This is a genomic window from Enterobacter sp. BNK-34, assembly GCF_048684445.1.
Lineage (GTDB): Bacteria > Pseudomonadota > Gammaproteobacteria > Enterobacterales > Enterobacteriaceae > Enterobacter > Enterobacter pseudoroggenkampii.
The window spans coordinates 1,366,973-1,392,241 of sequence record NZ_JBLQUA010000001.1; the positions used below are offsets into that span (position 1 = coordinate 1,366,973).

The following is a 25,269-nucleotide window of genomic DNA, read 5'->3' on the forward strand; positions in this document are numbered from 1 at the left end:
ATTCAATCTTCACTACGCTATCTGTTTGCTGAGTGCAGGGTTGGCCTGAATCAGGCGCATCAGCCTTAACTCGGTTGGGGTGGGTTTCTCACGTTTTGACTCCCACTCCTGCACCATAGCCACGCTGACACCCATCGCTCTGGCGAATTCTTCCGTTTTCAGTCCTGTCCCTTTGCGCAATTGCTCATATTCTGTAAAGGGATTGGATTTTTGTTGCAGGGTAATCGTCTGCGGTACATCTTTAAAAATGATCTGTTCCAGACTGCTCAGCAGTTCAAACTCAGGATCTTTATATTCCATTGAGGACTCCTCTTAAATCTCACATCGTGATCAAGAACATCAGAGAGCCAATTAAGAATAGTCCCTAATACCAACCCAGGATCGTCACGGGTGTGATTAATCGTGCGGTCAAGCTCGCTTTACCCGATTCAGCGATATGGATAGTTATGCTAATTCCCTGATTAGTCATATGTCGGCTTCGCCAGGTATTTTTTTGTAAATGGTAAGAAATAAATCGGCAATAGCCGTTTTGCATGAAAAGAGTATCTTGCAAGGCTGACCTGGACTATCCTTGTCAGCGTCGGGCACGCGTGTGCCGGTGTGCGCTTTTTTGGGTGAAAGGAGTAATAAAATGGCGACAGGAAAGTCCTGCTCTCGCTGGTTTGCGCCTATTGCGGCGTTGTTGATGGTTGTTAGCCTGAGTGGGTGTTTTGATAAAGAAGGCGATCAGCGCAAAGCGTTTATCGATTTTCTGCAGAATACAGTGATGCGCAGCGGCGAACGGTTGCCGACGCTGACTGCGGATCAGAAAAAACAGTTTGGCCCCTTCGTGTCCGATTACGCCATTCTATATGGTTATTCACAGCAGGTGAGCCAGGCGATGGATTCCGGTATCCGTCCCGTGGTGGATAGCGTGAACGCCATTCGCGTTCCGCAGGATTATATGACGCAGCGTGAACCGCTTCGCCAGTCCAACGGTGCGCTTGGCGTGCTGAGCCAGCAGTTGCAGAATGCGAAAATGCAGGCTGACGCGTCACGTTCTGCGCTGAAGCAGGGCGACGATCTCAAACCGGTCTTCGACAAAGTGTATGAGAAAGTGGTGACCAAGCCGTCTGAAGCGCTGCAACCGCTGATCCCGGCCGCGCAAATCTTCACGCAGCAGCTGGTCCAGGTGGGTGACTTTATCGCCCAGCAGAATACGCAGGTGAGCTTTGTTGCCAACGGTATTCAGTTCCCGACCTCGCAGCAGGCAAGCCAGTACAATACGCTGATTGGGCCGCTGGCCTCCCAGCATCAGGCCTTTAGCCAGGCCTGGAGTGCCGCAGTCACTGCCACAGAATAAACCGAAAAACCCCGCTTCTGGCGGGGTTTTTTATGCATAGCGAAAATAACGCTTGTCATTCCTCTACCACATCGGTATAACTATCCCCGTCGGTTTGTTACACAGACCTAAAGCAGTTTAGTAAAGCAGTCCAGATTGTTATCCATAGATACCCTTCGTTGTGACCCTTCCTTCATCGCTTAAAAATCTGTAACGCAATCCATCAAGCCGGAAGGCACAATATATTTGTTAATAAGGTAATTTCTATGTCTGCTAAAATGACTGGTCTGGTTAAATGGTTCAACGCTGATAAAGGTTTCGGCTTCATCACTCCTGACGATGGCTCTAAAGACGTGTTCGTACACTTCTCTGCTATCCAGAACGATGGCTACAAATCTCTGGACGAAGGTCAGAAAGTGTCTTTCACCATCGAAAGCGGCGCTAAAGGCCCAGCAGCTGGTAACGTTGTAAGCCTGTAAGCTTCCAACCCAGTAGCACAAAATTCAAAAACCCGCCTTCTGGCGGGTTTTTTCGTTTCTATCGTTGCACCTGCGGGTTCACGCAGTTTATCTCCACCTTTCCGCTAAGGGCGGCGATGAGATTATCGACCGCAGTGGCCGCCATGTTGTAGCGCGTCTCATGGGTGGCTGAGCCGATGTGCGGCAGCGCAACCACGTTAGGCAGCGAAAGCAGTGGCGAATCCACCGGCAGCGGCTCCTGCTCAAAGACGTCCAGACCTGCTGCATGGATCTCACCTTTCTGCAGGGCCTCAATCAGCGCCTTCTCATCTACCACCGGGCCACGACCCGCGTTGATGAAAATGGCTGACGTCTTCATCTTTTCAAAAGCCTCTTTGCCAATCAGATGACGGGTTTCGTCCGTCAGCGGCAGGACAAGGCAGACAAAATCGGCCTCCTGCAGCAGGGTATCCAGCTCGCAGTAACGGGCGTTGAAGCGTTCTTCGGCTTCACTGTGGTGGCGACGCGCGTTATACAGAATCGGCATGTTAAAACCAAAATGCGCGCGCTGCGCCAGTGCCAGCCCGATACGCCCCATACCGACAATGCCCAGCGTTTTACCGTGAACGTCCACGCCGAACCAGTCCGGACCAATGCTTTTTGTCCACTCGCCCGCTTTGACGCGCTCGGCGACTTCCACTACGCGACGGGCCGTGGTGAGCATCAGCGCCATCAGCGTGTCGGCCACGGTTTCCGTCAGGGCATGCGGCGTATGCATCAGCAGGATCTTGCGGACGTTAAGGGCGTCCACATCAAAGTTGTCGTAACCCACGGAAACGGTAGAGGTAGCACGAAGCTTCGGCATTTTCTCCAGCAGGGCGACATCCACTTTCTCGCTTGAACCCAGCAGGCCTTCGGCGCTGGCGAACGCGTCGGCGTGCTGCGCCACGGTTTCCGGGCGCAGGTTCTTCACCTGGGTGACGGTGAAGTGTTCTTCAAGACGTTTCTGCAGATCTTCCGGCAGTGCTTTATACAAAATGACGGACGGCTTCATGCTAATCTCCGTTGATTTTTAAGGATTCAGGCGTGTCGAGCGCCGACAGGGTGTTGTTGATTATTAGCAGGCTTAACAACCAGAGTAAGCCACACAGAGGCGAAAAGCGCCACCCCCATAAAGATGTACGATGCGGACGGACTGCCGGTGGCACCGTTCAGGTAACCGACGAACCAGGAGCCGCAGAACGAGCCCAGTGCACCCATGCTGTTAATCAATGCCATTGCACCACCCGCAACGTTACGCGGCAGCATCTCCGGGATGATGGCAAAGAACGGTCCGTAAGGGGCGTACATGGCCGCACCGGCAATCACCAGCAGGGTATAAGAGGCCCAGAAATGGTTTGCGCCCACGGCCCAGGAGCCAATAAAGGCGAAGGCAGCAATCAGCAGCAGCGGCCAGACAAACAGCTTGCGGTTCTGCAGCTTGTCCGACGCCCAGGAAACGATAATCATCGCGATGGTTGCCGCCAGATACGGTACGGATGACAGCCAGCCTACTTCGACCATGCCGAGGTTTTCACCGCCGCTGCGGATAATGGACGGCAGCCACAGCACAAAACCGTACACGCCAATGCTCCAGGTAAAGTACTGCGCGCAGAGCAGGATCACGTTGCGCGAGCGGAAGGCTTCACCATAGTTACGTACCGCCTTCAGACCTTGCTGTTCTTTGTCCAGCTGCGCCTGCAGCGCCGCTTTTTCATCTTCGGAAAGCCATTTCGCCTGGGCAGGTTTATCTTTCACCAGCACCCACCAGCAGAAGGCCCAGATAATCGCCGGCACCCCTTCGATGATAAACATTTCGCGCCAGCCGAAGGACTGGATCAGGTAGCCGGACACCACCGACATCCACAGTACCGTGACCGGGTTACCGAGGATCAGGAAGGTATTCGCGCGCGAGCGTTCAGATTTGGTAAACCAGTTGCTGATGTAGATCAGCATCGCGGGCATAACCGCCGCCTCAACGACGCCGAGGATAAAGCGAATGGCGGCCAGGGCAGGAATATTGTTCACCATGCCGGTCAGTGACGCGCAGGCGCCCCACAGGATCAGACAGATGAAGATCAGCTTACGCACGCTGCGGCGTTCCGCATAAATCGCGCCGGGGATCTGGAAGAAGAAGTAGCCCAGGAAGAAAAGGGCACCCAGCAGGGAGGAGATACCTTTTGTGATGCCAAGGTCCTCTGTGATCCCCGCCGCGGACGCGAAGCTGAAGTTGGCACGGTCAAGGTACGCCAGGCTGTACGTGATAAACACGATTGGCATGATGTACCACCAGCGTTTTACTGCATTGGTCGAACTGTTCATAGGCTTGCCTCTGTTGTTGAGGTTGTTACCGCCGTTGTCTGTAGGGTACACGGTGGCTTAATTATCTGGTGCGGCTTGTTGCCCTCACCCTGGCCCTCTCCCACCGGGAGAGGGAATTCATACTCCGAGCTGTGCTCGGGTGGGTAATCCTTCGCTGTCGCCCTGCACCTGAATGGCCAGCGAGCCAATCTTGTTGCCCCGCGCGACGGCCTTCTGCAGCGTTTTGCCTTCCAGCAGGGCGCTAATTACGCCAACGGCAAAACCGTCGCCCGCGCCGACCGTGTCGACAACGTTCTCAACCTTCACCGCCGCGACCGCGCCCTGTTCGCCGTTGGCCGTCTTGAACCATGCGCCATCGGCACCGGTCTTCAGCACTACCGCTTTTACCCCTTTATTCAGATAGAAATCAGCAATGCCTTCCGGCGTATTTTCACCCGTCAGGATCATCCCTTCTTTCAGCCCCGGCAGAACCCAGTCCGCTCTGAACGCCAGACGGTTCAGTTTCTCCACCATTTCCGCTTCGCTTTTCCACAGCACCGGACGCAGGTTAGGATCGAACGAGATCGTTTTTCCCTGGGCTTTCAGAGTGGCTGCCGCATGATCCAGCAGTTCATACGAGCTGGCAGAGAGCGCTGCCGCCACGCCGCTCAGGTGCAGGTGGCGCGCGGAGGCGAAATAGTCGGCGTGGTAATCCGCAACAGAGAGGTGGCTTGCGGCCGATCCTTTGCGGAAATACTCCACAATGGGATCGGTTCCATTTTCGACCTTGGATTTAAGCTGAAACCCGGTAGGGAAGCGTCCGTCAAGGGTGACGCCTGCAGCATCGATACCCTCTTTTTTCAGCGAATCGAGAACGAAATGGCCAAAGCTGTCATCCCCCACGCGGCTGACCCAGCCCACGTTCAGGCCGAGACGCGCCAGGCCGGTCGCGACGTTGAGCTCTGCGCCTGCGACGCGCTTGATAAAGTGCTCTACCGCGCTCAGTTCGCCCGTTTCAGTGGCGACAAACATCGCCATGGCTTCGCCGATCGTGATGACATCCAGCGTCTTGTGCATGATTTACTCCTCGCGCAGCAGGTTGACGTAATGGCGGGTAACGGCGGTTAAATCCGTCCCTTCCAGCGGGAACTCGATCCCGCGTGGGGCATCGGCAGGCAGCTGGCCGAGCAGATCCAGCCAGCGTGCATCGGCGTGGTCCGGTGCCACGGCGCGGAAGTTATCTTTATGCGGCACGGCGGCTTTAACGTGGATATAGCTCACCGCAGGGGCCAGATGACGTGCGGCTTCTTCAGGCGAATCGCCAACCCACAGCCAGTTGCCCATGTCGAAGGTCAGCGTGACGGGGAGCGCCATTTCCCGGCAGGCGGCCTGGAAGCGCTGCATGGGGGCGAGCTGTCCGCAGTCGGTCTGATCGTTCTCCACGACCAGCGCCATGCCGCTTGCGTTCAGCAGGCTACGCAGGGCGTCGAGAGGCTGCGCGTCGAGGAAATGGCCCAGGGAAACCTTCAGCCACAGGGCGTTCAGAGTGCTGGCCTCAGAGAGATAGCGGGTCAGGTCCGGGTTGAGGGTGCCGTCTGGCATAAACAGGGCGGCGGGGGCGGAGTAGCACGCCAGCAGGCCGAGCAGCTCAATGGATTCTCCCAGCGCCGGCAGCGCCAGCAGCTCGTCGCTGCTGAACAGTTCCCGGCGGATCTCCACGCCGTCTGCCCCTGCGCCTGCAATAACGGGCAGCATCGCCCGCTGACCGCCCGCCTGTCGCACCTGTTCCGCACCGTACGCGGCGGTGACCACCATAATTTTCCTGCCCATCTTCGGACTCCATCGCAACATATCAATACTATTACGCTAGATGGAACCGGTTCCAAAGAAAAGGTCAGGATGTTGAATTTATGATCGCTATCACAAGGGAAATTTAACGCGCGGTGGAGCCGCGAACGATCAGCTCGCCGGAGAAGACCTGCTCGCGAACGGCATCGCTGGTGCCTTCAATACGACGAACCACTTGTTCAACAGCGGCATAGCCAATCTGCCAGGTGGGTTGTTTGAGTGTCGTAATGCCGACGCCGGCCAGCTCCGCCCACTCCAGCTCATCAAACCCCAGCAGACCGATATCGCTGCCCCAGTGCAGGCCAATACGCTTGAGCGAGCGGGCGACCTGGAGCGTCAGCGCCCCGTTGGCGGAGATAACGGCTTTGCGCATCCCGCGATGGCGCGTATGGAACTGACGCAGGGTGTTGTCGAGCTGCCCCGCCTCGTGAAGCGGCGTTTCGGCATTTTCGGCGATCACGCCGGGATATCGCTCCAGCGTGGCACGAAATGCGCTCAGGCGCTCGCGACGGGTGTTGACCATCCCCAGCGGTTCACTCAGAAACAGAATGGCCTCGAAGCCCTGTTCGATCAGATGTTCGGTGGCGGTCGTGGCGGCCTGGGTGTTATCCAGCCCGACGACATCGCAGGCAAATTCCGGGATTTTACGGTCGATAAGGACCATCGGCAGGGAGGATTGCTGCAGGCGGTTTAACCCCTCTTCGCGCATGCCCACCGCGTTAACCACGATCCCTTCCACCTGATAGCTGCGCAGCAGGTCGAGGTAATGCAGCTCCTGATCGACTTCGTTGTTGGTATTACAGACCAGCGGCGTGAAACCCTTCTCGCGACAGGCGGCTTCAATACCGCTAAGCACGTTCACGGAATAGGGGTTGGTGATATCGGCGATGATAAGCCCGATAAGGCGGGTGCGACCACGTTTGAGCCCGCGCGCCATGAGGCTGGGACGGTAGTCGAGATCGGCAATGGCTTGTTCAATACGCGCCAGCAGTGCGTCGGACAACAGGTGTTTCTCGCCATTGAGGTAGCGCGAAATGCTGGTTTTACCGGTTTTGGCGGCTTTCGCCACGTCGCTGATGGTGGCCCGGGCTGGTTTGCTCATCGCTGATTTCCCTGAATTTAGTGAGAATACCTTAGCGGGAAAATCGGACGAATCAAGTAATTTGCCTGGTGGCGCTGCGCTTACCTGGGGTGTGGTCTGGTGCCCTCACCCCAACCCTCTCCCACGGGGAGAGGGGGAAATGCGATTACTGAATTGGGCTTAACGTAATCTCAACGCGGCGGTTCTGCGCTTTGCCTTCCGCCGTGCTGTTGCTGGCGATAGGGTTGGCAGGGCCCATGCCGCTGGTGCGGATGCGGTTCGCTTCAACGCCCTGGGTAATCAGCGAGCTGGCCACGGCGTCGGCGCGCTGCTGGGACAGACGCATGTTCAGATCCTGGCTGCCGGTGCTGTCGGTGTAGCCCATCACGTTTACAGCGGTCTTGTTGTACTCTTTCAGCACCATCGCCACGCCGGTCAGGGTATTCGCACCAGCCGGTTTCAGCGTTGCGCTGCTGCTGTCGAAGGTCACGTTGTTCGGCATGTTCAGGATGATGTTATCGCCGCTGCGCGTCACGCTCACGCCGGTTCCCTTCATTTTGTCGCGCAGCTTCGCTTCCTGCACGTCCATGTAATAGCCTACGCCGCCGCCAAGCGCTGCGCCTGCCGCTGCGCCAATCAGCGCGCCTTTGCCGCGGTCTTTCTTGGAGGAGGAGAGCGCCCCAACGCCTGCGCCGACTAGCGAGCCGATACCTGCGCCAATGCCGGATTTACCCGCTTCGCGTTCACCGGTGTAAGGGTTGGTTGTGCAGCCAGAAACAGCCAGGGCACCGCTCACCAGAGCGGCAATAACGAGTACGCGTTTTTTCATCTTCTTTCCTTAATCCTTTTTATTCTTTGCCACGGCGAGCGTGGCAGTTGATTATGACGTCCAGATACGGAGAAAATTCCGGGTATAACTCTGAAATTTGTGACAAACCATAAACTGCCTCAGCAAGAAGGCCGTAAAACCTGCACGCAACCAGGAGCGCACGCTTGAGCACCTCAACGAAAACCATTCTGACCGCCGCCCACTGGGGACCGATGCTGGTCGAAACTGATGGCGAAAATGTTCTGTCGTCCCGCGGGGCATTGCCAACACAACATCCCAACTCGTTACAGACCGTCGTTCGCGATCAGGTGCATAGCAAAACGCGTGTGCGCTGGCCGATGGTGCGTAAAGGTTTTCTGGCCTCGCCGGACAAGCCGCAGGGAGTTCGCGGTCAGGATGAGTTTGTTCGCGTGAGCTGGGATGACGCGCTGGCGCTTATCCACGCCCAGCACAAGCGCATTCGCGACAGTTACGGTCCGTCGTCCATTTTCGCCGGGTCCTACGGCTGGCGTTCTAACGGGGTGCTGCATAAGGCTTCAACGCTGCTGCAGCGCTATGTGAGCCTGGCAGGAGGCTATACCGGTCATCTGGGGGATTACTCCACCGGTGCGGCGCAGGCGATCATGCCGTACGTCGTGGGGGGGAACGAAGTGTACCAGCAGCAAACCAGCTGGCCGCTGGTGCTGGAGCATACCGATGTGGTCGTGCTCTGGAGCGCTAACCCCCTTAACACATTGAAAATTGCCTGGAATGCCAGCGACGAGCAGGGCATTGGATATTTCGACGCGCTGCGCAAAAGCGGTAAGCGCATCATCTGCATTGACCCCATGCGCTCTGAAACCATGGATTTCTTCGGCGACAGCGCCGAGTGGATTGCCCCCCATATGGGCACCGACGTGGCAATGATGCTGGGTATCGCCCATACGCTGGTCGAAAACGGCTGGCACGATGTCGAATTCCTGACGCGCTGTACCACCGGCTTCGATAAGTTCGCCGACTACCTGACGGGCCAGTCCGATGGGGTGGCGAAAACGGCAGAGTGGGCAGCAGCGATTTGTGGCGTTACAGCGGAAAAACTCCGCGAACTGGCGGCGTTGTTCCATAAAAACACCACGATGTTAATGTCCGGCTGGGGGATGCAGCGCCAGCAGTTTGGCGAGCAAAAACACTGGATGCTGGTGACCCTTGCCGCGATGCTTGGGCAGATCGGTACGCCGGGCGGCGGTTTTGGTCTCTCCTATCATTTTGCCAATGGCGGTAACCCCACGCGTAAAGCGGCGGTGCTGGCGTCTCTGCAAGGCTCGGTGCAGGGCGGCGTGGATGCTGTGGATAAAATCCCGGTGGCGCGTATTGTTGAAGCCCTGGAGAATCCGGGCGGTTTTTATCAGCACAACGGTCTGGACCGCCACTTCCCGGATATTAAATTTGTCTGGTGGGCGGGCGGGTCGAACTTCACGCACCATCAGGATACCAACCGCCTGATCCGCGCCTGGCAAAAGCCGGAGCTGGTGGTGATTTCCGAGTGCTTCTGGACCGGCTCGGCCAAACACGCCGACATCGTGCTCCCGGCGACCACCTCGTTTGAGCGTAACGATCTCACCATGACCGGCGACTACAGCAACCAGCATATGGTCCCGATGAAGCGCGTAGTGGCCCCGCGAGATGAAGCACGTGATGATTTTGACGTGTTTGCTGAACTGAGCGAGCTGTGGGAAGCGGGCGGTCGCGCGCGTTTTACCGAAGGGAAAAGCGATCTGCAATGGCTGGAGACCTTCTACCAGATTGCCGGACAGCGCGGCGCGGCGCAGGGCGTGACGCTTCCGCCCTTTGCTGAGTTCTGGGAGGCGAACCAGATCGTCGAGATGCCGGAGAGTGAACAGAACGCGAAGTTTGTCCGTTTTGCCGATTTCCGCCGCGACCCCGAGAACCACCCGCTGAGAACCGAGAGCGGAAAGATTGTGATCCACAGCGAGCGCATCGCCAGCTTTGGCTATGCCGACTGCCCGCCACACCCTATGTGGCTTGAGCCGGACGAGTGGCATGGTAACGCCCAGCCGGAGCAGCTGCAGGTGTTGTCAGCGCATCCCGCGCACCGTTTGCACAGCCAGCTTAACTATACCTCTCTGCGCGAGCGGTATGCGGTCGCCGGGCGAGAGCCGATCACGCTGAATACCCTCGATGCGCAAGCCCGCGGGATTGCGGACGGCGACGTGGTGCGCGTCTGGAACTCGCGCGGGCAGGTGCTGGCAGGGGCGGTGGTGAGCGACGGGATTAAACAGGGCGTGATCTGTATTCATCAGGGCGCATGGCCTGACCTTGAGCTTGCCGAAGGCGGTATCTGTAAAAACGGGGCGGTTAACGTGCTGACCAAAGATCTCCCCAGCTCGAAGCTGGGGAACGGTTGCGCAGGGAATACGGCCCTGGCCTGGGTCGAGAAATATCAGGGGCCCGCACTTACCTTAACGGCGTTTGATCCGCCTGCCAGCTCATGATCCACGTCGGGTGCTGGGTGTCATCCTGCCAGGCGCTGTCTTCAATGCGAAAGCCCTGCGCATGGTAGAAGTTCACCGCCCGAACATTTTTCTGGTACACCTCCAGGCTTAAGTGCGGGAAGCGCTGTTGAACATAGTTCAGCAGCGCGCGCCCGATGCCTTTCCCGATGCATGACGGTGCGACAAACAGCGCGCCGACAAACTGAGACTGCATCACGCTGATAAATCCGCAAGGTTTGCCATCCTGTTCCCAGACCCAGGTTTCGGCTGACGGCAGGTAAACATCCCGCACCATGGCCTCGTTCTCTTTCCAGTAACCTGGCTCGATAAACGGATGTGCTTCCGTGGTGCTTTCAAGCCACAGGCTCAGAAGCGGAGCGGTATTTTCACTTTGCCATTTGCGGATCATGATGGCCTCCCGGATGACAGAAGCAGCCGGTAACGTGGTCGTTGACCAGGCCACAGGCCTGCATAAAGGCGTAGCAGATGGTGGAGCCGACAAACTTAAAGCCGCGTTTTTTCAGGGCCTTCGAGAGCGCATCCGAGGCCGGGGTGGAGGCCGGGATTTCCGCGAGCGTGGCGGCCTGGGTAACCTGAGGATCGTTGTTCACAAACGTCCAGACAAAATCTGAAAATGATTCGCCGTTTTGCTCCATCGCCAGATAAGCGCGTGCGTTACCGATGATGGCCTGGATCTTACCGCGATGGCGGATGATGCCGGCATCCTGCACCAGTCGCTCGACGTCCTCATCGGTCATCGCAGCGACGGCGACAGGATCGAACTGGTGAAAGGCGTTGCGATAGTTTTCGCGTTTTTTCAATACGGTAATCCACGATAACCCCGCCTGCTGGCCCTCCAGGCAGATCATCTCAAAGAGTTTTTTGCCATCCGTTTCGGGCACGCCCCATTCCCGATCGTGATAGTCGATATAAAGCTGATCCTGGCTCACCCAACCGCAACGTTCCATCCGTCATCTCCCTTATTGATACTGATTTCGCAAAAATTTCGTTCTGACTGGCTTGACGTGTTTACTATAAAGACAATAGTTAATACAGGGCTATACCCGTCATACTTCAAGTTGCATGTGCGTTGGCTGCGCTCGTTCACCCCAGTCACTTACTTATGTAAGCTCCTGGGGATTCACTCCCTTGCCGCCTTCCTGCAACCCGAATTATTTAGGGTATACATGCTCTCTAAAGTCTTCCTGAATAACGACAAATATCGCCGAATTCGGCTCTCTCTGGGGTCGCGTTGATGATGATAAAAAAAATCAGTGGTCGCCATGCTGCTTCTGGCCTGGTGGGAATTTCAGCCTGCCTGTTTTTTTGTAATACAGCGTCTGCCTGGCAACAGGAATATATCGTTTCAGACGCCCAAAATAATATGGCGGAACGCTATACATGGGACGCGGATCACCAACCGCGTTATGAGGATATTCTGGCGGAGCGTATCCAGTCTTCGCAAAACGCGCCAGGTCTTGCCCTGAATATTCCGTCAGGCGGCACCACGGAAGGGGCGATGAGCATGGGCTGGAATTTTCCGGTTTCAGCGCGTATCACCACCGGGCCGGTAGTGGCGTGGCGGTACGACGGCACGGCTCCCATGATGATCAACGAGTTTGGTGATAGCGCGTCGACGCAGGCACTCACCGACCCGCTCTGGCATGCCAGCGTCAGCACGCTGGGGTGGCGTGTAAATACTCAGTACGGCGATCTCCGTCCCTGGGCGCAGATCAGCTATAACCAGCAGTTTGGTGAAAATCAGTGGAAATCGCAGTTTGGCATGCCGCAAACGCCAGCCCCTGCCCAAAACGGTAGCTGGATGGATGTCACCGTGGGAACGGATATTCCCTTTAATACGCACATGGCGGCGTATGCGTCGCTGGCTCAGGGGGAACACACCTCCACCGGTGAGGAGTTTTTATACACCCTTGGCGTCAGCGCAAATTTCTAGAGTTGTTACTTTTTTAAACGTTACGATAACATCTCGAATACAACAACCACGGGCTTTACAGCGATAGCAGATACTAACACGCTATCGCTTTATTCCCATGCCAGGCCATTCATTCCCGATTCCAGGCATTTCATTCCGTTCCGCCTGCATTTCATGCCGTTTTACCCCAGGCATATTAAGGTTTTGTTTATCGTTGTCCTCAGCGAACTTCCTTAATTTCTCTTGCAGGACAACTGCCATGAACACACCAACTTATAACCGCACGCGCTGGCTCACGCTCTTTGGTACCATCGTCACCCAGTTTGCGCTGGGGTCGGTCTATACCTGGAGCCTGTTTAACAGCGCGCTTTCCGACAAACTCGGCGCCCCGGTCAGCCAGGTCGCGTTCTCCTTTGGTCTGCTGAGCCTGGGTCTGGCGATTTCGTCTTCCGTCGCGGGCAAGCTGCAGGAGCGTTTTGGCGTGAAGCGCGTGACCATGGCGTCCGGCATTCTGCTGGGGCTGGGCTTTTTCCTGACGGCGCATTCCAGCAACCTGATGATGCTGTGGCTGAGCGCCGGCGTGCTGGTGGGGCTGGCCGATGGCGCGGGGTACCTGCTGACGCTGTCAAACTGCGTGAAGTGGTTCCCGGAACGTAAAGGCTTAATCTCCGCGTTTGCCATTGGTTCTTACGGTTTGGGCAGCCTCGGGTTCAAATTTATCGACTCCCACCTGCTGGCGTCCGTTGGCCTCGAAAAAACCTTTATGATCTGGGGCGCAATTGTTCTGGTGATGATTCTGTTCGGCTCCACGCTGATGAAAGATGCGCCGCAGCAGGAGGTTAAATCCGTGAACGGCGTGGTGGAGAACGACTTTACCCTCGCGCAGTCCATGCGTAAGCCACAGTACTGGATGCTGGCGGTGATGTTCCTGACGGCCTGCATGAGCGGTCTGTATGTCATCGGCGTGGCGAAAGATATCGCGCAGGGGATGGTGAAACTGGATGCCGCCACGGCGGCCAACGCGGTGACCGTGATCTCCATTGCTAACCTCTCGGGTCGTCTGGTCCTCGGTATTCTGTCTGACAAAATTGCCCGCATCCGCGTGATTACGATTGGGCAGGTGGTCTCGCTGGTCGGTATGGCGGCGCTGCTGTTCGCTCCACTGAATGAAGCCACCTTCTTCGCGGCGATTGCCTGCGTGGCCTTTAACTTCGGCGGCACCATTACCGTCTTCCCGTCACTGGTGAGCGAGTTCTTTGGCCTGAACAATCTGGCGAAAAACTACGGCGTTATCTATCTGGGCTTCGGGATCGGCAGTATCTGCGGCTCGCTGATTGCCTCCCTGTTCGGCGGGTTCTACGTGACCTTCTGCGTGATATTTGCCTTGCTGATTATCTCCCTGGCGCTCTCGACCACGATTCGTCAGCCGCAGCGCGAAGTGTTCAAAGAGGTGCATGCTTAATGACGATGAAAAAGGCCGGTTATCCGGCCTTTTTCTTGTGTGAAAACTGATGATCTGGCTAAACCGTCTCGTTCTTAATTTTTTGTAAATATCTGTACCGATCACACACTCTGCTGCCACTTTTTCTTTTCCCTGTGGTCTACTTACCACGCGGGTAGACGTTTCCGATAACGACTTCTTAAGCGATTCTTTAACCTATTCATTTTTAAAACAAAAATGATCGGTGATTTCGTCCCTTTTTCCGGGTAGTTTGCATGAAATACATTAAATCGATGGCACAACAAAAGCTCTGCTTTTTGCTGGCGTTGTACATCGGCCTGTTTATGAATGGCGCAGTTTTCATCCGTCGGTTTGACGGTTACGCGCATGATTTTACCGTCTGGAAAGGAATTGCAGCGGTTGTCGAATTGGTCGCTGCTGTACTGGTCACCTTCTTTTTATTCCGTATTCTTACCCTGTTTGGCCGTCGCGTGTGGCGAGTGCTGGCTACGTTTATCGTGCTGTGCTCGGCGGGTGCCAGCTATTACATGACCTTTATGAACGTGGTGATTGGCTACGGCATTATTGCCTCAGTGATGACCACGGATATCGACCTCTCTAAAGAGGTTGTAGGGCTGCACTTTATTCTCTGGCTGGTAGCCGTCAGTGCCTTACCGCTGCTGCTCATCTGGAGCAACCGTTGCCGGTACACGCTAGTGCACCAGATTCGCACGCCAGGCAAACGTTTCAGAAGCGTCGCGATAGTCCTGCTGGCCGGTTTGATGGTCTGGGGACCAATTCGTCTGCTGGAAGTGAAGCAAAAGCATGATGAGCGTACCTCAGGCGTGGATATGCCAAGCTACGGCGGTGTAGTGGCGAACTCGTATTTACCGTCTAACTGGATTTCCGCGCTGGGGCTGTATGCGTGGGCGCAGGTGGATGAATCCTCTGGTAACAAATCGCTGATGAACCCGGTGAAGAAGTTTACCTACGTCGCACCAAAAGATATCGACGATACCTATGTCGTCTTTATTATCGGAGAAACCACGCGCTGGGATCATATGGGTATTCTTGGCTATAACCGTGATACCACGCCGAAACTGGCGCAGGAGAAAAACCTGATTGCCTACCGTGGCTATTCTTGTGATACCGCCACCAAGCTCTCACTGCGCTGTATGTTTGTGCGCGAGGGCGGGGCGAGCGACAACCCGCAGCGTACGCTGAAAGAGCAAAACGTCTTCTCGGTGCTGCATCAGCTTGGGTTCACGTCTGCCCTCTATGCGATGCAGAGCGAAATGTGGTTCTACAGCAATACCATGGCGCAGAACATTGCATACCGTGAGCAGATCGGTGCAGAGCCGCGTAACCGTGGCAAATCTGTCGATGACATGCTGCTGATTGATGAGATGAAACTGTCCCTGAGCGATAATCCTGATGGTAAGCATCTGATTATCCTTCATACCAAAGGGTCGCACTTTAACTACACCCAACGTTACCCGCGTAACTTTGCCAAATGGAAGCCTGAGTGCGTCGGGGTGGATAAAGACTGTACCAAAGCGCAGCTGATCAACTCCTACGACAACTCCGTACTGTATGTGGATCACTTTATTGATTCGGTGATTGACCAAGTACGCGATAAGAAAGCGATTGTGTTCTATGCGGCGGACCACGGTGAATCCATCAATGAGTATGAGCATCTGCACGGTACGCCGCGCAAGATGGCACCGCCGGAGCAGTTCCGTGTACCGATGATGGTGTGGATGTCTGACAAGTATCTGGAAGACCCGGAGAAAGCGAAGATGTTTGCTCAACTGAAGAAAGAGGCGGAGATGAAGGTGCCGCGTCGTCACGTTGAGCTGTACGACACCATTATGGGTTGTCTCGGCTATACCTCACCGAATGGTGGGATTAACGAAAACAACAACTGGTGCAAACTCCCTGATAACACCGCAAAAGCCGCGCAGTAGCTGCTCTGGCGAGAATATCGCCAGTTGAATGGCTTTTTGAAAATAAGGGATTGACGGGGGCGCACCTCAGCAGTAAGATGCGCTCCGCATTCGGCGAGTAGCGCAGCTTGGTAGCGCAACTGGTTTGGGACCAGTGGGTCGGAGGTTCGAATCCTCTCTCGCCGACCACATTCTGAAAAGGGCTAACCGTAAGGTTAGCCCTTTTTGCATTATGACCTTATCTCGTCAGAGTATCCAAAACGCCCCTTAGACCTGCTTCCACCTGCCTGTTAACGATTTTGTGACATAATCCATTGTATTTTTTTATATATAGATTGATCTTTTTTCGCGTTGCTTATGGATAACCTCAGCATTTTTCGCTGTGCGTTTTAACGTTCGCGGTATTTAGTGCTCAGATAATCACCATTCTGCAAGAAAATTTACCCATTCTGAATAAAAGTTAATCACTGATTGTGGCGAAATAGGGAGAGAGTTGTGCTGCAACATGGCGAGTAGCATAAATTTCCCTGCTGAAAACTGGCGTACATAGTTTTTTTAATCTTTGTTTGCGGTTTCTCACACTCAGCGTAAATCCCCGTCACCTGTATTGACGTTTTCACATTCTGTTGACAGATTGTAGGGCATGAGGGGCATTTCAGGGACGATCTGCGCTGCAACTCAAACGCTCTTCTGAAAGGATTCTCCATCCCTTTAAAGCCTTCGGGCATCACCGACCGGACCGGGTAAAAAATAAATAAAGGTCTGGCGGCGTAACACAACAAAGCAAAACATCACATTGGAGCAGAATAATGAGTATTTCCTTGAAGAAGTCAGGGATGCTGAAGCTTGGTCTGAGCCTGGTGGCTATGACCGTGGCAGCAAGCGTACAGGCAAAAACCCTGGTTTACTGTTCTGAAGGCTCGCCGGAAGGCTTTAACCCACAGCTCTTTACCTCTGGTACGACTTACGACGCAAGCTCTGTACCGATCTATAACCGTCTGGTTGAATTCAAAACCGGTACCACGGAAGTGATTCCGGGTCTGGCCGAGAAGTGGGACGTCAGCGAAGACGGTAAAACCTATACCTTCCACCTGCGCCAGGGCGTGAAGTGGCAGGACAGCAAAGAGTTCAAACCAACGCGTGACTTTAACGCCGACGACGTGGTGTTCTCCTTCGACCGTCAGAAAAACGCCCAGAACCCGTACCACAAAGTGTCTGGCGGCAGCTATGAATACTTCGAAGGGATGGGTCTGCCGGACCTGATCTCTGAAGTGAAAAAAGTGGACGATAATACCGTTCAGTTCGTGCTGACGCGTCCGGAAGCACCGTTCCTGGCTGACCTGGCCATGGACTTCGCCTCAATCCTCTCCAAAGAGTACGCGGACAACATGCTGAAAGCCGGTACGCCGGAGAAAGTCGACCTGAACCCAATCGGTACCGGTCCATTCCAGCTGCTGCAGTACCAGAAAGACTCCCGCATTCTGTATAAAGCGTTCGAAGGCTACTGGGGCACCAAGCCGAAGATCGACCGCCTGGTCTTCTCCATCACGCCTGATGCGTCAGTGCGTTATGCAAAACTGCAGAAAAATGAATGCCAGGTGATGCCTTACCCGAACCCGGCTGACATCGCCCGCATGAAGCAGGACAAGAACATCAACCTGCTGGAGCAGGCTGGCCTGAACGTGGGCTATCTCTCCTTCAACACCGAGAAGAAACCGTTTGATGACGTGAAAGTGCGTCAGGCGCTGACCTACGCGGTGAACAAAGAAGCGATCATCAAGGCGGTTTACCAGGGTGCAGGCGTTGCAGCCAAAAACCTGATTCCACCAACCATGTGGGGCTATAACGACGACGTTAAAGACTACAGCTACGATCCTGAGAAAGCGAAAGCGCTGCTGAAAGAAGCGGGCCAGGATAAAGGCTTTACCGTTGAGCTGTGGGCGATGCCGGTACAGCGTCCGTACAACCCGAACGCACGCCGTATGGCAGAAATGGTTCAGGCAGACTGGGCTAAGATTGGCGTTCAGGCCAAGATTGTGACCTACGAGTGGGGCGAGTACCTGAAGCGCGCCAAAGCGGGTGAGCACCAGGCAGTCATGATGGGCTGGACCGGTGATAACGGGGATCCGGACAACTTCTTCGCCACCCTGTTCAGCTGCGCGGCGGCAAAAGACGGTTCTAACTACTCTCGCTGGTGCTACAAGCCGTTTGAAGACCTGATCCAGCCGGCGCGTGCGACCGACGATCACAACAAACGTATTGAACTGTACAAGCAGGCTCAGGTTGTTATGCACGATCAGGCTCCGGCGCTGATTGTTGCTCACTCCACCGTGTACGAGCCAGTGCGTAAAGAAGTGAAGGGCTACGTGGTTGATCCACTGGGCAAACACCACTTCGAAAACGTATCTGTTGAATAATAAGTAGGGTGTTCTCCCTCTCCCTCTGGGAGAGGGCAGGGGTGAGGGGCGTGCATGCATCCCCTCACCCTAACCCTCTCCCGAAGGGAGAGGGAATTTACATTTGTGAGCAATACAGACGTCACGCCACTGGTCGTGCGTCATCAGAGAGAATCCGGGTTATGTTGCAGTTCATCCTCCGACGTCTGGGACTTGTTATCCCCACGTTTATCGGTATCACCCTTCTCACTTTTGCCTTCGTCCATATGATCCCCGGCGACCCGGTAATGATTATGGCGGGCGAGCGTGGTATTTCCCCTGAGCGCCATGCACAGCTGCTGGCGGAACTCGGTCTCGATAAGCCGATGTGGCAGCAGTACCTCCACTATATATGGGGCGTGTTGCACGGTGATTTAGGGATTTCGCTGAAAAGCCGTCTTCCGGTGTGGGACGAGTTCGTGCCGCGTTTTAAAGCGACACTGGAGCTTGGCGTCTGCGCCATGATTTTCGCCACTGCGGTGGGTATTCCTGTCGGGGTACTGGCTGCCGTCAAGCGTGGCTCTATTTTCGACCATACCGCCGTGGGCCTGGCGCTGACCGGCTACTCCATGCCTATCTTCTGGTGGGGCATGATGCTGATCATGCTGGTCTCGGTGCAGCTTAACCTGACACCGGTCTCCGGGCGCGTCAGCGATATGGTCTTCCTGGATGACACCAACCCGCTCACCGGCTTTATGCTGATTGATACGGCTATCTGGGGTGAAGAGGGCAACTTCATGGATGCCGTCGCGCATATGATCCTGCCTGCCATGGTGCTGGGCACCATTCCTCTGGCGGTGATCGTGCGTATGACCCGTTCATCGATGCTGGAAGTGCTGGGCGAGGATTACATCCGCACCGCCCGCGCCAAGGGCCTGACGCGTATGCGCGTCATTATCGTCCATGCACTGCGTAACGCCATGCTGCCGGTTGTGACCGTTATCGGTCTCCAGGTGGGGACGTTGCTGGCGGGGGCGATCCTGACCGAAACCATCTTCTCATGGCCGGGCCTGGGACGCTGGCTGATTGACGCGCTGCAGCGCCGTGATTATCCGGTAGTGCAGGGCGGTGTACTGCTGGTCGCGACGATGATTATCCTCGTCAACCTGCTGGTCGATTTGCTGTACGGCGTGGTGAACCCGCGTATTCGTCATAAGAAGTAAGGGGCCATCATGTCACAGGTTTCTGAAAACAAAGTTGTTGCTGCACCGGTTCCGATGACGCCGATGCAGGAGTTCTGGCACTACTTCAAGCGCAACAAAGGCGCGGTGGTAGGGCTGGTGTATGTCGCAATCATGATCCTGATTGCGGTGTTTGCAAACGTGCTTGCGCCGTATAACCCGGCGGATCAGTTCCGCGATGCGCTGCTTGCGCCACCTGCGTGGCAGGATGGCGGCAGCCTGGCGCACCTGCTGGGTACCGATGATGTGGGGCGCGATGTGCTGTCCCGTCTCATGTACGGCGCGCGTCTGTCGCTGCTGGTCGGCTGCCTGGTTGTTGTGCTGTCGCTGATCATGGGCGTCGTACTCGGCCTGGTTGCCGGCTACTTCGGCGGCATCGTTGATAACATCATCATGCGTATCGTCGACATCATGCTGGCGCTGCCAAGCCTGCTGCTGGCGCTGGTGCTGGTGGCGATCTTCGGCCCGTCGATCGGTAACGCCGCGCTGGCGCTGACCTTCGTGGCGCTTCCTCACTACGTGCGTTTAACCCGCGCGGCGGTGCTGGTGGAAGTGAACCGCGATTACGTCACCGCGTCTCGCGTGGCGGGTGCCGGTGCGATGCGCCAGATGTTCGTTAATATCTTCCCTAACTGCCTTGCGCCGCTGATTGTTCAGGCGTCGCTCGGTTTCTCTAACGCCATTCTTGATATGGCCGCTCTTGGCTTCCTGGGCATGGGTGCGCAGCCGCCAACACCGGAGTGGGGCACCATGCTCTCCGACGTGTTGCAGTTCGCACAAAGCGCCTGGTGGGTTGTCACCTTCCCGGGTCTGGCAATCCTGCTGACGGTGCTGGCATTTAACCTGATGGGTGATGGCCTGCGTGATGCGCTTGATCCCAAACTGAAGCAGTAAGAGGCACGAGATGGCGTTATTAAATGTAGATAAATTATCGGTGCACTTTGGCGACGAAGGCACTCCGTTTCGCGCCGTGGACCGCATCAGCTACAGCGTAAATCAGGGCGAAGTGGTTGGTATCGTCGGGGAGTCCGGTTCAGGTAAGTCAGTGAGCTCACTGGCGATCATGGGGCTGATTGATTACCCGGGCCGCGTGATGGCGGAAAACCTGCAGTTCAACGGTCAGGACCTGAAGCGCATTTCTGAAAAACAGCGCCGCCAGCTGGTGGGCGCGGAAGTGGCGATGATTTTCCAGGATCCGATGACCAGCCTGAACCCATGCTACACCGTCGGTTTCCAGATTATGGAAGCGATTAAGGTGCATCAGGGCGGGAATAAGAAAACCCGTCGTCAGCGCGCGATCGATCTGCTCAACCAGGTAGGTATTCCTGACCCGGCTTCGCGTCTGGACGTTTACCCGCACCAGCTCTCAGGCGGGATGAGCCAGCGCGTGATGATCGCGATGGCGATTGCCTGTCGACCAAAACTGCTGATTGCGGATGAACCGACGACGGCGCTGGATGTGACCATTCAGGCGCAAATCATCGAACTGCTGCTGGAGCTGCAGCAGAAAGAGAACATGGCGCTGGTGCTGATTACGCACGATCTGGCGCTGGTGGCCGAAGCCGCGCACAAAATCATCGTGATGTATGCCGGCCAGGTGGTCGAGACCGGAAATTCGCACGATATCTTCCGCGCGCCGCGTCACCCGTATACCCAGGCGCTTTTACGCGCGCTGCCGGAGTTTGCTCAGGATAAAGCGCGTCTGGCGTCGCTGCCGGGTGTGGTACCGGGTAAATATGACCGTCCGCAGGGCTGCCTGCTCAATCCGCGCTGTCCGTATGCGACGGACAAATGCCGGGCAGAAGAGCCAGAGCTGAACCAGCTTGCTGACGGCCGTCAGTCGAAATGCCACTACCCACTCGATGATGCCGGGAGGCCAACACTATGAGTACGCAACAGGCCACCACGCAACAACCGCTGTTGCAGGCCATCGATCTGAAAAAATACTACCCGGTGAAGAAGGGATTGTTTGCCCCTGAACGCCTGGTGAAAGCGCTGGACGGCGTCTCTTTTAACCTTGAACGCGGTAAAACGCTGGCGGTGGTGGGGGAGTCAGGCTGCGGCAAATCCACGCTGGGTCGTCTGCTGACGATGATTGAAGTGCCGACTGGCGGGGAGCTCTATTATCAGGGCCAGGATCTGCTCAAGCACGATCCGCAGGCGCAGAAGCTGCGCCGCCAGAAAATCCAGATTGTGTTCCAGAACCCGTATGGTTCTTTGAACCCGCGTAAAAAAGTGGGACAGATTCTGGAAGAGCCGCTGCTGATCAACAGTAATCTGAGCAAGGAGCAGCGCCGCGAAAAAGCGCTGGCGATGATGGCGAAGGTCGGCCTCAAAACCGAGCATTACGATCGCTATCCGCACATGTTCTCCGGCGGCCAGCGTCAGCGTATCGCGATTGCTCGCGGGCTGATGCTCGATCCGGACGTGGTGATTGCCGATGAGCCGGTCTCCGCGCTCGACGTATCCGTACGTGCGCAGGTGCTGAACCTGATGATGGATCTCCAGCAGGAGCTGGGGCTATCTTACGTGTTCATCTCCCACGACCTGTCGGTGGTGGAGCATATTGCTGATGAGGTAATGGTGATGTACCTGGGGCGCTGCGTGGAGAAGGGGACCAAAGACCAGATCTTTAATAACCCTCGCCATCCGTACACCCAGGCGCTGCTGTCTGCGACGCCGCGTCTGAACCCGGACGATCGTCGCGAGCGTATTAAGCTGACGGGCGAACTGCCAAGTCCGCTGAATCCACCGCCGGGATGTGCATTCAACGCCCGCTGCAGCCGTCGTTTTGGCCCCTGCACCCAGCTACAGCCGCAGCTGAAGGATTATGGCGGCCAACTGGTTGCCTGCTTTGCGGTCGATCAGGATGAAAATGGCGAGAAGCCACAGGCATAACGAAAAAACCGGCGCTAAGCCGGTTTTTTTTATGTCTGCTTGATTATTTCCGCAGGCGAATCTGGTCGACGGCGTGCTTCTCGCTCTTGGTGAGGATCAGGCTCGCGCGCTCGCGCGTCGGCAGGATGTTCTCTTTGAGGTTCACGTAGTTGATCTCATTCCACAGCCCCGTTGCCACATTGATCGCTTCTTCTTCAGAAAGCTGGGCGTAATGGTGGAAATAGGAGTCCGGGTCGGTGAACGCCCCTTCGCGGAACTTCAGGAAGCGGTTGATGTACCAGTTCTGCAGCAGGTCTTCCGGCGCATCGACATAGATAGAGAAATCGACGAAATCCGAGACGAAGACGTGATGCGGATCGTGAGGATAGTCCATCCCGCTTTGCAGTACGTTCAGACCTTCCAGAATCAGGATGTCCGGCTGGACCACCGTTTTATCCCCACCCGGGATGCGATCGTAGATCAGATGCGAATAGACGGGTGCAGTGACGTGCGGTACGCCGGATTTCAGGTCAGAGACAAATTTCACCAGACGATGCATATCATAAGAAAGCGGGAAGCCCTTCTTCTTCATCAGCCCGCGTTCTTTTAACACTTCGTTCGGGTGCAGGAAGCCGTCGGTGGTGATCAGCTCCACGCTGCGGTGTTCTGGCCAGCGGCTCAACAGCGCCTGCAGGACACGCGCGGTGGTACTTTTACCCACGGCCACGCTGCCTGCGATACTAATGATATAAGGAATGCGTTGACCGTTCGTCCCGAGAAACTGCTCCAGCACGGCCTGGCGGCGCAGGTTCGAGCTGATATAGAAGTTAAGCAAGCGAGAGAGGGGGAGATAAATTTCTGCCACCTCTTCCAGGGACAGATCTTCGTTTATCCCTTTTAACCGTGCGATTTCACCTTCCGTCAGCGTCATAGGGACGGAATCACGCAGGGCAGCCCACTGGCTGCGGTTAAAGTGAAGATAAGGCGTCATTAACGTTTGCTCTTTTTTGCTCATAAGCATGCTTCAGTGAGCCAGCGCTACACTGCCGGATCGTGGCTCATCACACAGTTAATTTTGGACAATGGGCAGGAGGTTAACACCAGATGGCAGGAATAATAAGAAAAAAGATGGATAGCGCTGCGTTACGCGGAAACCGTCACGCTATGGTGTATACGGTGTAAATCACGCGTGCATGTTGATTATTTGACCCGTAATGACTACTTTTACAGCGCTTAGCGCTTCGTTCGCATAAAATGTGAGCGAAAGAACGTTTTATGCAAATTTTTAGTTGCATGACCGCGCAGGTATCCATAGAATGCGCGCTACTTGATGCCGACTTAGCTCAGTAGGTAGAGCAACTGACTTGTAATCAGTAGGTCACCAGTTCGATTCCGGTAGTCGGCACCATCAAGTCCGGTGGGGTTCCCGAGCGGCCAAAGGGAGCAGACTGTAAATCTGCCGTCACAGACTTCGAAGGTTCGAATCCTTCCCCCACCACCACTTTCTGGCAGCGTAAATGCCGCCGGAGCTGGTTGGAAAAATTAGCCAGCTCAAACTGAAAAAGAGAGAAATCTCTTTTTTTGTTACAGAAAGAACTGGGTAGCCGAGTTTCAGGATGCGGGCATCGTATAATGGCTATTACCTCAGCCTTCCAAGCTGATGATGCGGGTTCGATTCCCGCTGCCCGCTCCAATACGTGCTGATATGGCTCAGTTGGTAGAGCGCACCCTTGGTAAGGGTGAGGTCCCCAGTTCGACTCTGGGTATCAGCACCACTTCACTTCTCCTTCCCGTTTCTCTCTGTTTCAATTTTACTGTATTCAACAATTCAGGCATTTCGCCTGGTTGATGTGGTGATATCACCGATTTATCCGTGTCTTAGAGGGACAATCGATGTCTAAAGAAAAGTTTGAACGTACAAAACCGCACGTTAACGTCGGTACTATCGGCCACGTTGACCATGGTAAAACAACGCTGACCGCTGCAATCACTACCGTTCTGGCAAAAACCTACGGTGGTTCTGCTCGCGCATTCGACCAGATCGATAACGCACCAGAAGAAAAAGCTCGTGGTATCACCATCAACACCTCTCACGTTGAGTACGACACCCCGACTCGCCACTACGCACACGTAGACTGCCCAGGCCACGCCGACTATGTTAAAAACATGATCACCGGTGCTGCGCAGATGGACGGCGCGATCCTGGTTGTTGCTGCGACTGACGGCCCAATGCCTCAGACTCGTGAGCACATCCTGCTGGGTCGTCAGGTAGGCGTTCCTTACATCATCGTGTTCCTGAACAAATGCGACATGGTTGATGACGAAGAGCTGCTGGAACTGGTAGAGATGGAAGTTCGTGAACTGCTGTCTCAGTACGATTTCCCAGGCGACGATACCCCAATCGTTCGTGGTTCTGCTCTGAAAGCGCTGGAAGGCGAAGCAGAGTGGGAAGCGAAAATCATCGAACTGGCTGGCTTCCTGGATTCTTACATCCCAGAACCAGAGCGTGCGATTGACAAGCCATTCCTGCTGCCAATCGAAGACGTATTCTCCATCTCCGGTCGTGGTACCGTTGTTACCGGTCGTGTAGAGCGCGGTATCATCAAAGTTGGCGAAGAAGTTGAAATCGTTGGTATCAAAGAGACTGCGAAGTCTACCTGTACTGGCGTTGAAATGTTCCGCAAACTGCTGGACGAAGGCCGTGCTGGTGAGAACGTTGGTGTTCTGCTGCGTGGTATCAAACGTGAAGAAATCGAACGTGGTCAGGTTCTGGCGAAGCCAGGCTCAATCAAGCCACACACCAAGTTCGAATCTGAAGTGTACATCCTGTCCAAAGACGAAGGCGGCCGTCATACTCCGTTCTTCAAAGGCTACCGTCCACAGTTCTACTTCCGTACAACTGACGTGACCGGTACCATCGAACTGCCAGAAGGCGTTGAGATGGTAATGCCAGGCGACAACATCAAGATGGTTGTGACTCTGATCCACCCAATCGCGATGGACGACGGTCTGCGTTTCGCAATCCGTGAAGGTGGCCGTACCGTTGGCGCGGGCGTGGTTGCTAAAGTTCTCGGCTAATCGCTGATA

Annotated in this window: 22 protein-coding genes and 5 tRNA genes; 17 read left to right on the forward strand and 10 right to left on the reverse strand. The window is 55.4% G+C overall.

The genetic code is table 11. The annotated features are described in order from the left end of the window. Positions 1-12 precede the first annotated feature (12 nt). Positions 13-300 carry an HTH-type transcriptional regulator gene (locus tag ACMGG5_RS06755; RefSeq protein WP_008502755.1) on the reverse strand — a complete coding sequence of 96 codons (288 nt, stop codon included), beginning with the start codon at positions 298-300 and terminating at the stop codon, positions 13-15. Between the two features lie 331 nt (positions 301-631). On the opposite strand from ACMGG5_RS06755, the gene ACMGG5_RS06760 reads away from it, so the two are divergent. Both ACMGG5_RS06760 and cspE read left to right on the forward strand, forming a co-directional pair. Continuing rightward, positions 632-1,342: a DUF3053 domain-containing protein gene (locus ACMGG5_RS06760; protein ID WP_024909075.1), complete on the forward strand. Its 711-nt coding sequence runs from the start codon at positions 632-634 to the stop codon at positions 1,340-1,342. A gap of 245 nt (positions 1,343-1,587) precedes the next feature. After that, entirely contained in the window at positions 1,588-1,800 is a 213-nt protein-coding gene (gene cspE, locus ACMGG5_RS06765; protein ID WP_003860775.1) for an RNA chaperone/antiterminator CspA, read from the forward strand. Positions 1,801-1,858: 58 nt separating this feature from the next. Here cspE and ghrB read toward each other — a convergent pair whose 3' ends face one another. The 6 genes from ghrB to ACMGG5_RS06795 form a co-directional block, all read right to left on the reverse strand. Next, the gene (ghrB, locus tag ACMGG5_RS06770) at positions 1,859-2,833 is read right to left on the reverse strand and encodes a glyoxylate/hydroxypyruvate reductase GhrB (RefSeq protein WP_420277638.1); all 975 of its coding nucleotides are present in this window, start codon (positions 2,831-2,833) and stop codon (positions 1,859-1,861) included. Between the two features lie 26 nt (positions 2,834-2,859). Beyond that, positions 2,860-4,140, reverse strand: a complete 1,281-nt coding sequence (locus ACMGG5_RS06775) for an MFS transporter (RefSeq protein WP_024909077.1) — start codon at positions 4,138-4,140, stop codon at positions 2,860-2,862. A 117-nt stretch (positions 4,141-4,257) separates the two neighbouring features. Continuing rightward, a complete protein-coding gene (locus ACMGG5_RS06780; RefSeq protein ID WP_267215398.1) occupies positions 4,258-5,196 on the reverse strand; it encodes a sugar kinase in 939 nt (312 codons plus the stop codon). A gap of 3 nt (positions 5,197-5,199) precedes the next feature. Then, a complete protein-coding gene (locus tag ACMGG5_RS06785) occupies positions 5,200-5,949 on the reverse strand; it encodes a sugar phosphate isomerase/epimerase family protein (protein WP_420277639.1) in 750 nt (249 codons plus the stop codon). Positions 5,950-6,052: 103 nt separating this feature from the next. Next, entirely contained in the window at positions 6,053-7,069 is a 1,017-nt protein-coding gene (locus tag ACMGG5_RS06790) for a LacI family DNA-binding transcriptional regulator (RefSeq protein ID WP_008502761.1), read from the reverse strand. Positions 7,070-7,214: 145 nt separating this feature from the next. Next, the gene (locus ACMGG5_RS06795) at positions 7,215-7,877 is read right to left on the reverse strand and encodes an OmpA family lipoprotein (RefSeq protein ID WP_024909080.1); all 663 of its coding nucleotides are present in this window, start codon (positions 7,875-7,877) and stop codon (positions 7,215-7,217) included. Between the two features lie 212 nt (positions 7,878-8,089). On the opposite strand from ACMGG5_RS06795, the gene ACMGG5_RS06800 reads away from it, so the two are divergent. Further along, on the forward strand, positions 8,090-10,369 hold the full coding sequence (locus tag ACMGG5_RS06800) for a molybdopterin guanine dinucleotide-containing S/N-oxide reductase (protein WP_420278608.1): 2,280 nt from the start codon (positions 8,090-8,092) through the stop codon (positions 10,367-10,369). On the opposite strand, the gene ACMGG5_RS06805 is transcribed toward ACMGG5_RS06800, so the two are convergent. Together ACMGG5_RS06805 and tag are read right to left on the reverse strand one after the other, a co-directional pair. Continuing rightward, positions 10,332-10,778 carry an N-acetyltransferase gene (locus tag ACMGG5_RS06805; protein ID WP_024909082.1) on the reverse strand — a complete coding sequence of 149 codons (447 nt, stop codon included), beginning with the start codon at positions 10,776-10,778 and terminating at the stop codon, positions 10,332-10,334. The two genes, ACMGG5_RS06800 and ACMGG5_RS06805, sit on opposite strands and share 38 nt — an antisense overlap. Further along, a complete protein-coding gene (gene tag, locus ACMGG5_RS06810) occupies positions 10,756-11,337 on the reverse strand; it encodes a DNA-3-methyladenine glycosylase I (protein WP_024909083.1) in 582 nt (193 codons plus the stop codon). The genes ACMGG5_RS06805 and tag overlap by 23 nt, the downstream gene beginning before the upstream one ends. Positions 11,338-11,624: 287 nt before the next feature. Here tag and ACMGG5_RS06815 point away from each other — a divergent pair, with 287 nt between their 5' ends. The 9 genes from ACMGG5_RS06815 to dppF all read left to right on the forward strand — a co-directional run bounded on the left by ACMGG5_RS06815 (position 11,625) and on the right by dppF (position 22,203). After that, a complete protein-coding gene (locus ACMGG5_RS06815; protein ID WP_420277640.1) occupies positions 11,625-12,323 on the forward strand; it encodes an autotransporter domain-containing protein in 699 nt (232 codons plus the stop codon). Positions 12,324-12,561: 238 nt separating this feature from the next. Beyond that, positions 12,562-13,764 (forward strand): MFS transporter, encoded by a 1,203-nt coding sequence (locus ACMGG5_RS06820; RefSeq protein WP_024909085.1) that lies wholly within the window; start codon positions 12,562-12,564, stop codon positions 13,762-13,764. Positions 13,765-14,018: 254 nt separating this feature from the next. Then, entirely contained in the window at positions 14,019-15,710 is a 1,692-nt protein-coding gene (gene eptB, locus ACMGG5_RS06825; RefSeq protein ID WP_024909086.1) for a kdo(2)-lipid A phosphoethanolamine 7''-transferase, read from the forward strand. 91 nt (positions 15,711-15,801) lie between these two features. Then, positions 15,802-15,878, forward strand: a tRNA-Pro gene (locus tag ACMGG5_RS06830). 620 nt (positions 15,879-16,498) lie between these two features. After that, complete coding sequence (dppA, locus tag ACMGG5_RS06835) at positions 16,499-18,106, forward strand: dipeptide ABC transporter periplasmic-binding protein DppA (protein ID WP_023334096.1); 1,608 nt, start codon at positions 16,499-16,501, stop codon at positions 18,104-18,106. Positions 18,107-18,267: 161 nt separating this feature from the next. Continuing rightward, positions 18,268-19,287 carry a dipeptide ABC transporter permease DppB gene (dppB, locus tag ACMGG5_RS06840; RefSeq protein WP_024909087.1) on the forward strand — a complete coding sequence of 340 codons (1,020 nt, stop codon included), beginning with the start codon at positions 18,268-18,270 and terminating at the stop codon, positions 19,285-19,287. A gap of 9 nt (positions 19,288-19,296) precedes the next feature. After that, complete coding sequence (gene dppC, locus ACMGG5_RS06845) at positions 19,297-20,199, forward strand: dipeptide ABC transporter permease DppC (protein WP_024909088.1); 903 nt, start codon at positions 19,297-19,299, stop codon at positions 20,197-20,199. A gap of 10 nt (positions 20,200-20,209) precedes the next feature. Further along, positions 20,210-21,193: a dipeptide ABC transporter ATP-binding protein gene (gene dppD / locus ACMGG5_RS06850; RefSeq protein ID WP_008502772.1), complete on the forward strand. Its 984-nt coding sequence runs from the start codon at positions 20,210-20,212 to the stop codon at positions 21,191-21,193. Continuing rightward, the gene (dppF, locus tag ACMGG5_RS06855; RefSeq protein ID WP_023309965.1) at positions 21,190-22,203 is read left to right on the forward strand and encodes a dipeptide ABC transporter ATP-binding subunit DppF; all 1,014 of its coding nucleotides are present in this window, start codon (positions 21,190-21,192) and stop codon (positions 22,201-22,203) included. Before dppD ends, dppF begins: the two co-directional genes overlap by 4 nt. Before the next feature lie 43 nt (positions 22,204-22,246). Here dppF and coaA read toward each other — a convergent pair whose 3' ends face one another. Then, positions 22,247-23,197 (reverse strand): type I pantothenate kinase, encoded by a 951-nt coding sequence (gene coaA, locus ACMGG5_RS06860; protein WP_021242480.1) that lies wholly within the window; start codon positions 23,195-23,197, stop codon positions 22,247-22,249. Positions 23,198-23,514: 317 nt separating this feature from the next. Between coaA and ACMGG5_RS06865 the strand changes: the two genes are divergently transcribed. The 5 genes from ACMGG5_RS06865 (at position 23,515) to tuf (ending at position 25,260) form a co-directional block, all read left to right on the forward strand. Continuing rightward, a tRNA-Thr gene (locus tag ACMGG5_RS06865) sits at positions 23,515-23,590 on the forward strand. Between the two features lie 8 nt (positions 23,591-23,598). Continuing rightward, positions 23,599-23,683 (forward strand) — tRNA-Tyr (locus ACMGG5_RS06870). Positions 23,684-23,800: 117 nt separating this feature from the next. Beyond that, positions 23,801-23,875, forward strand: a tRNA-Gly gene (locus ACMGG5_RS06875). Between the two features lie 6 nt (positions 23,876-23,881). Next, a tRNA-Thr gene (locus ACMGG5_RS06880) sits at positions 23,882-23,957 on the forward strand. Positions 23,958-24,075: 118 nt separating this feature from the next. Continuing rightward, positions 24,076-25,260, forward strand: a complete 1,185-nt coding sequence (gene tuf, locus ACMGG5_RS06885) for an elongation factor Tu (RefSeq protein WP_023326212.1) — start codon at positions 24,076-24,078, stop codon at positions 25,258-25,260. Positions 25,261-25,269: the final 9 nt, after the last annotated feature.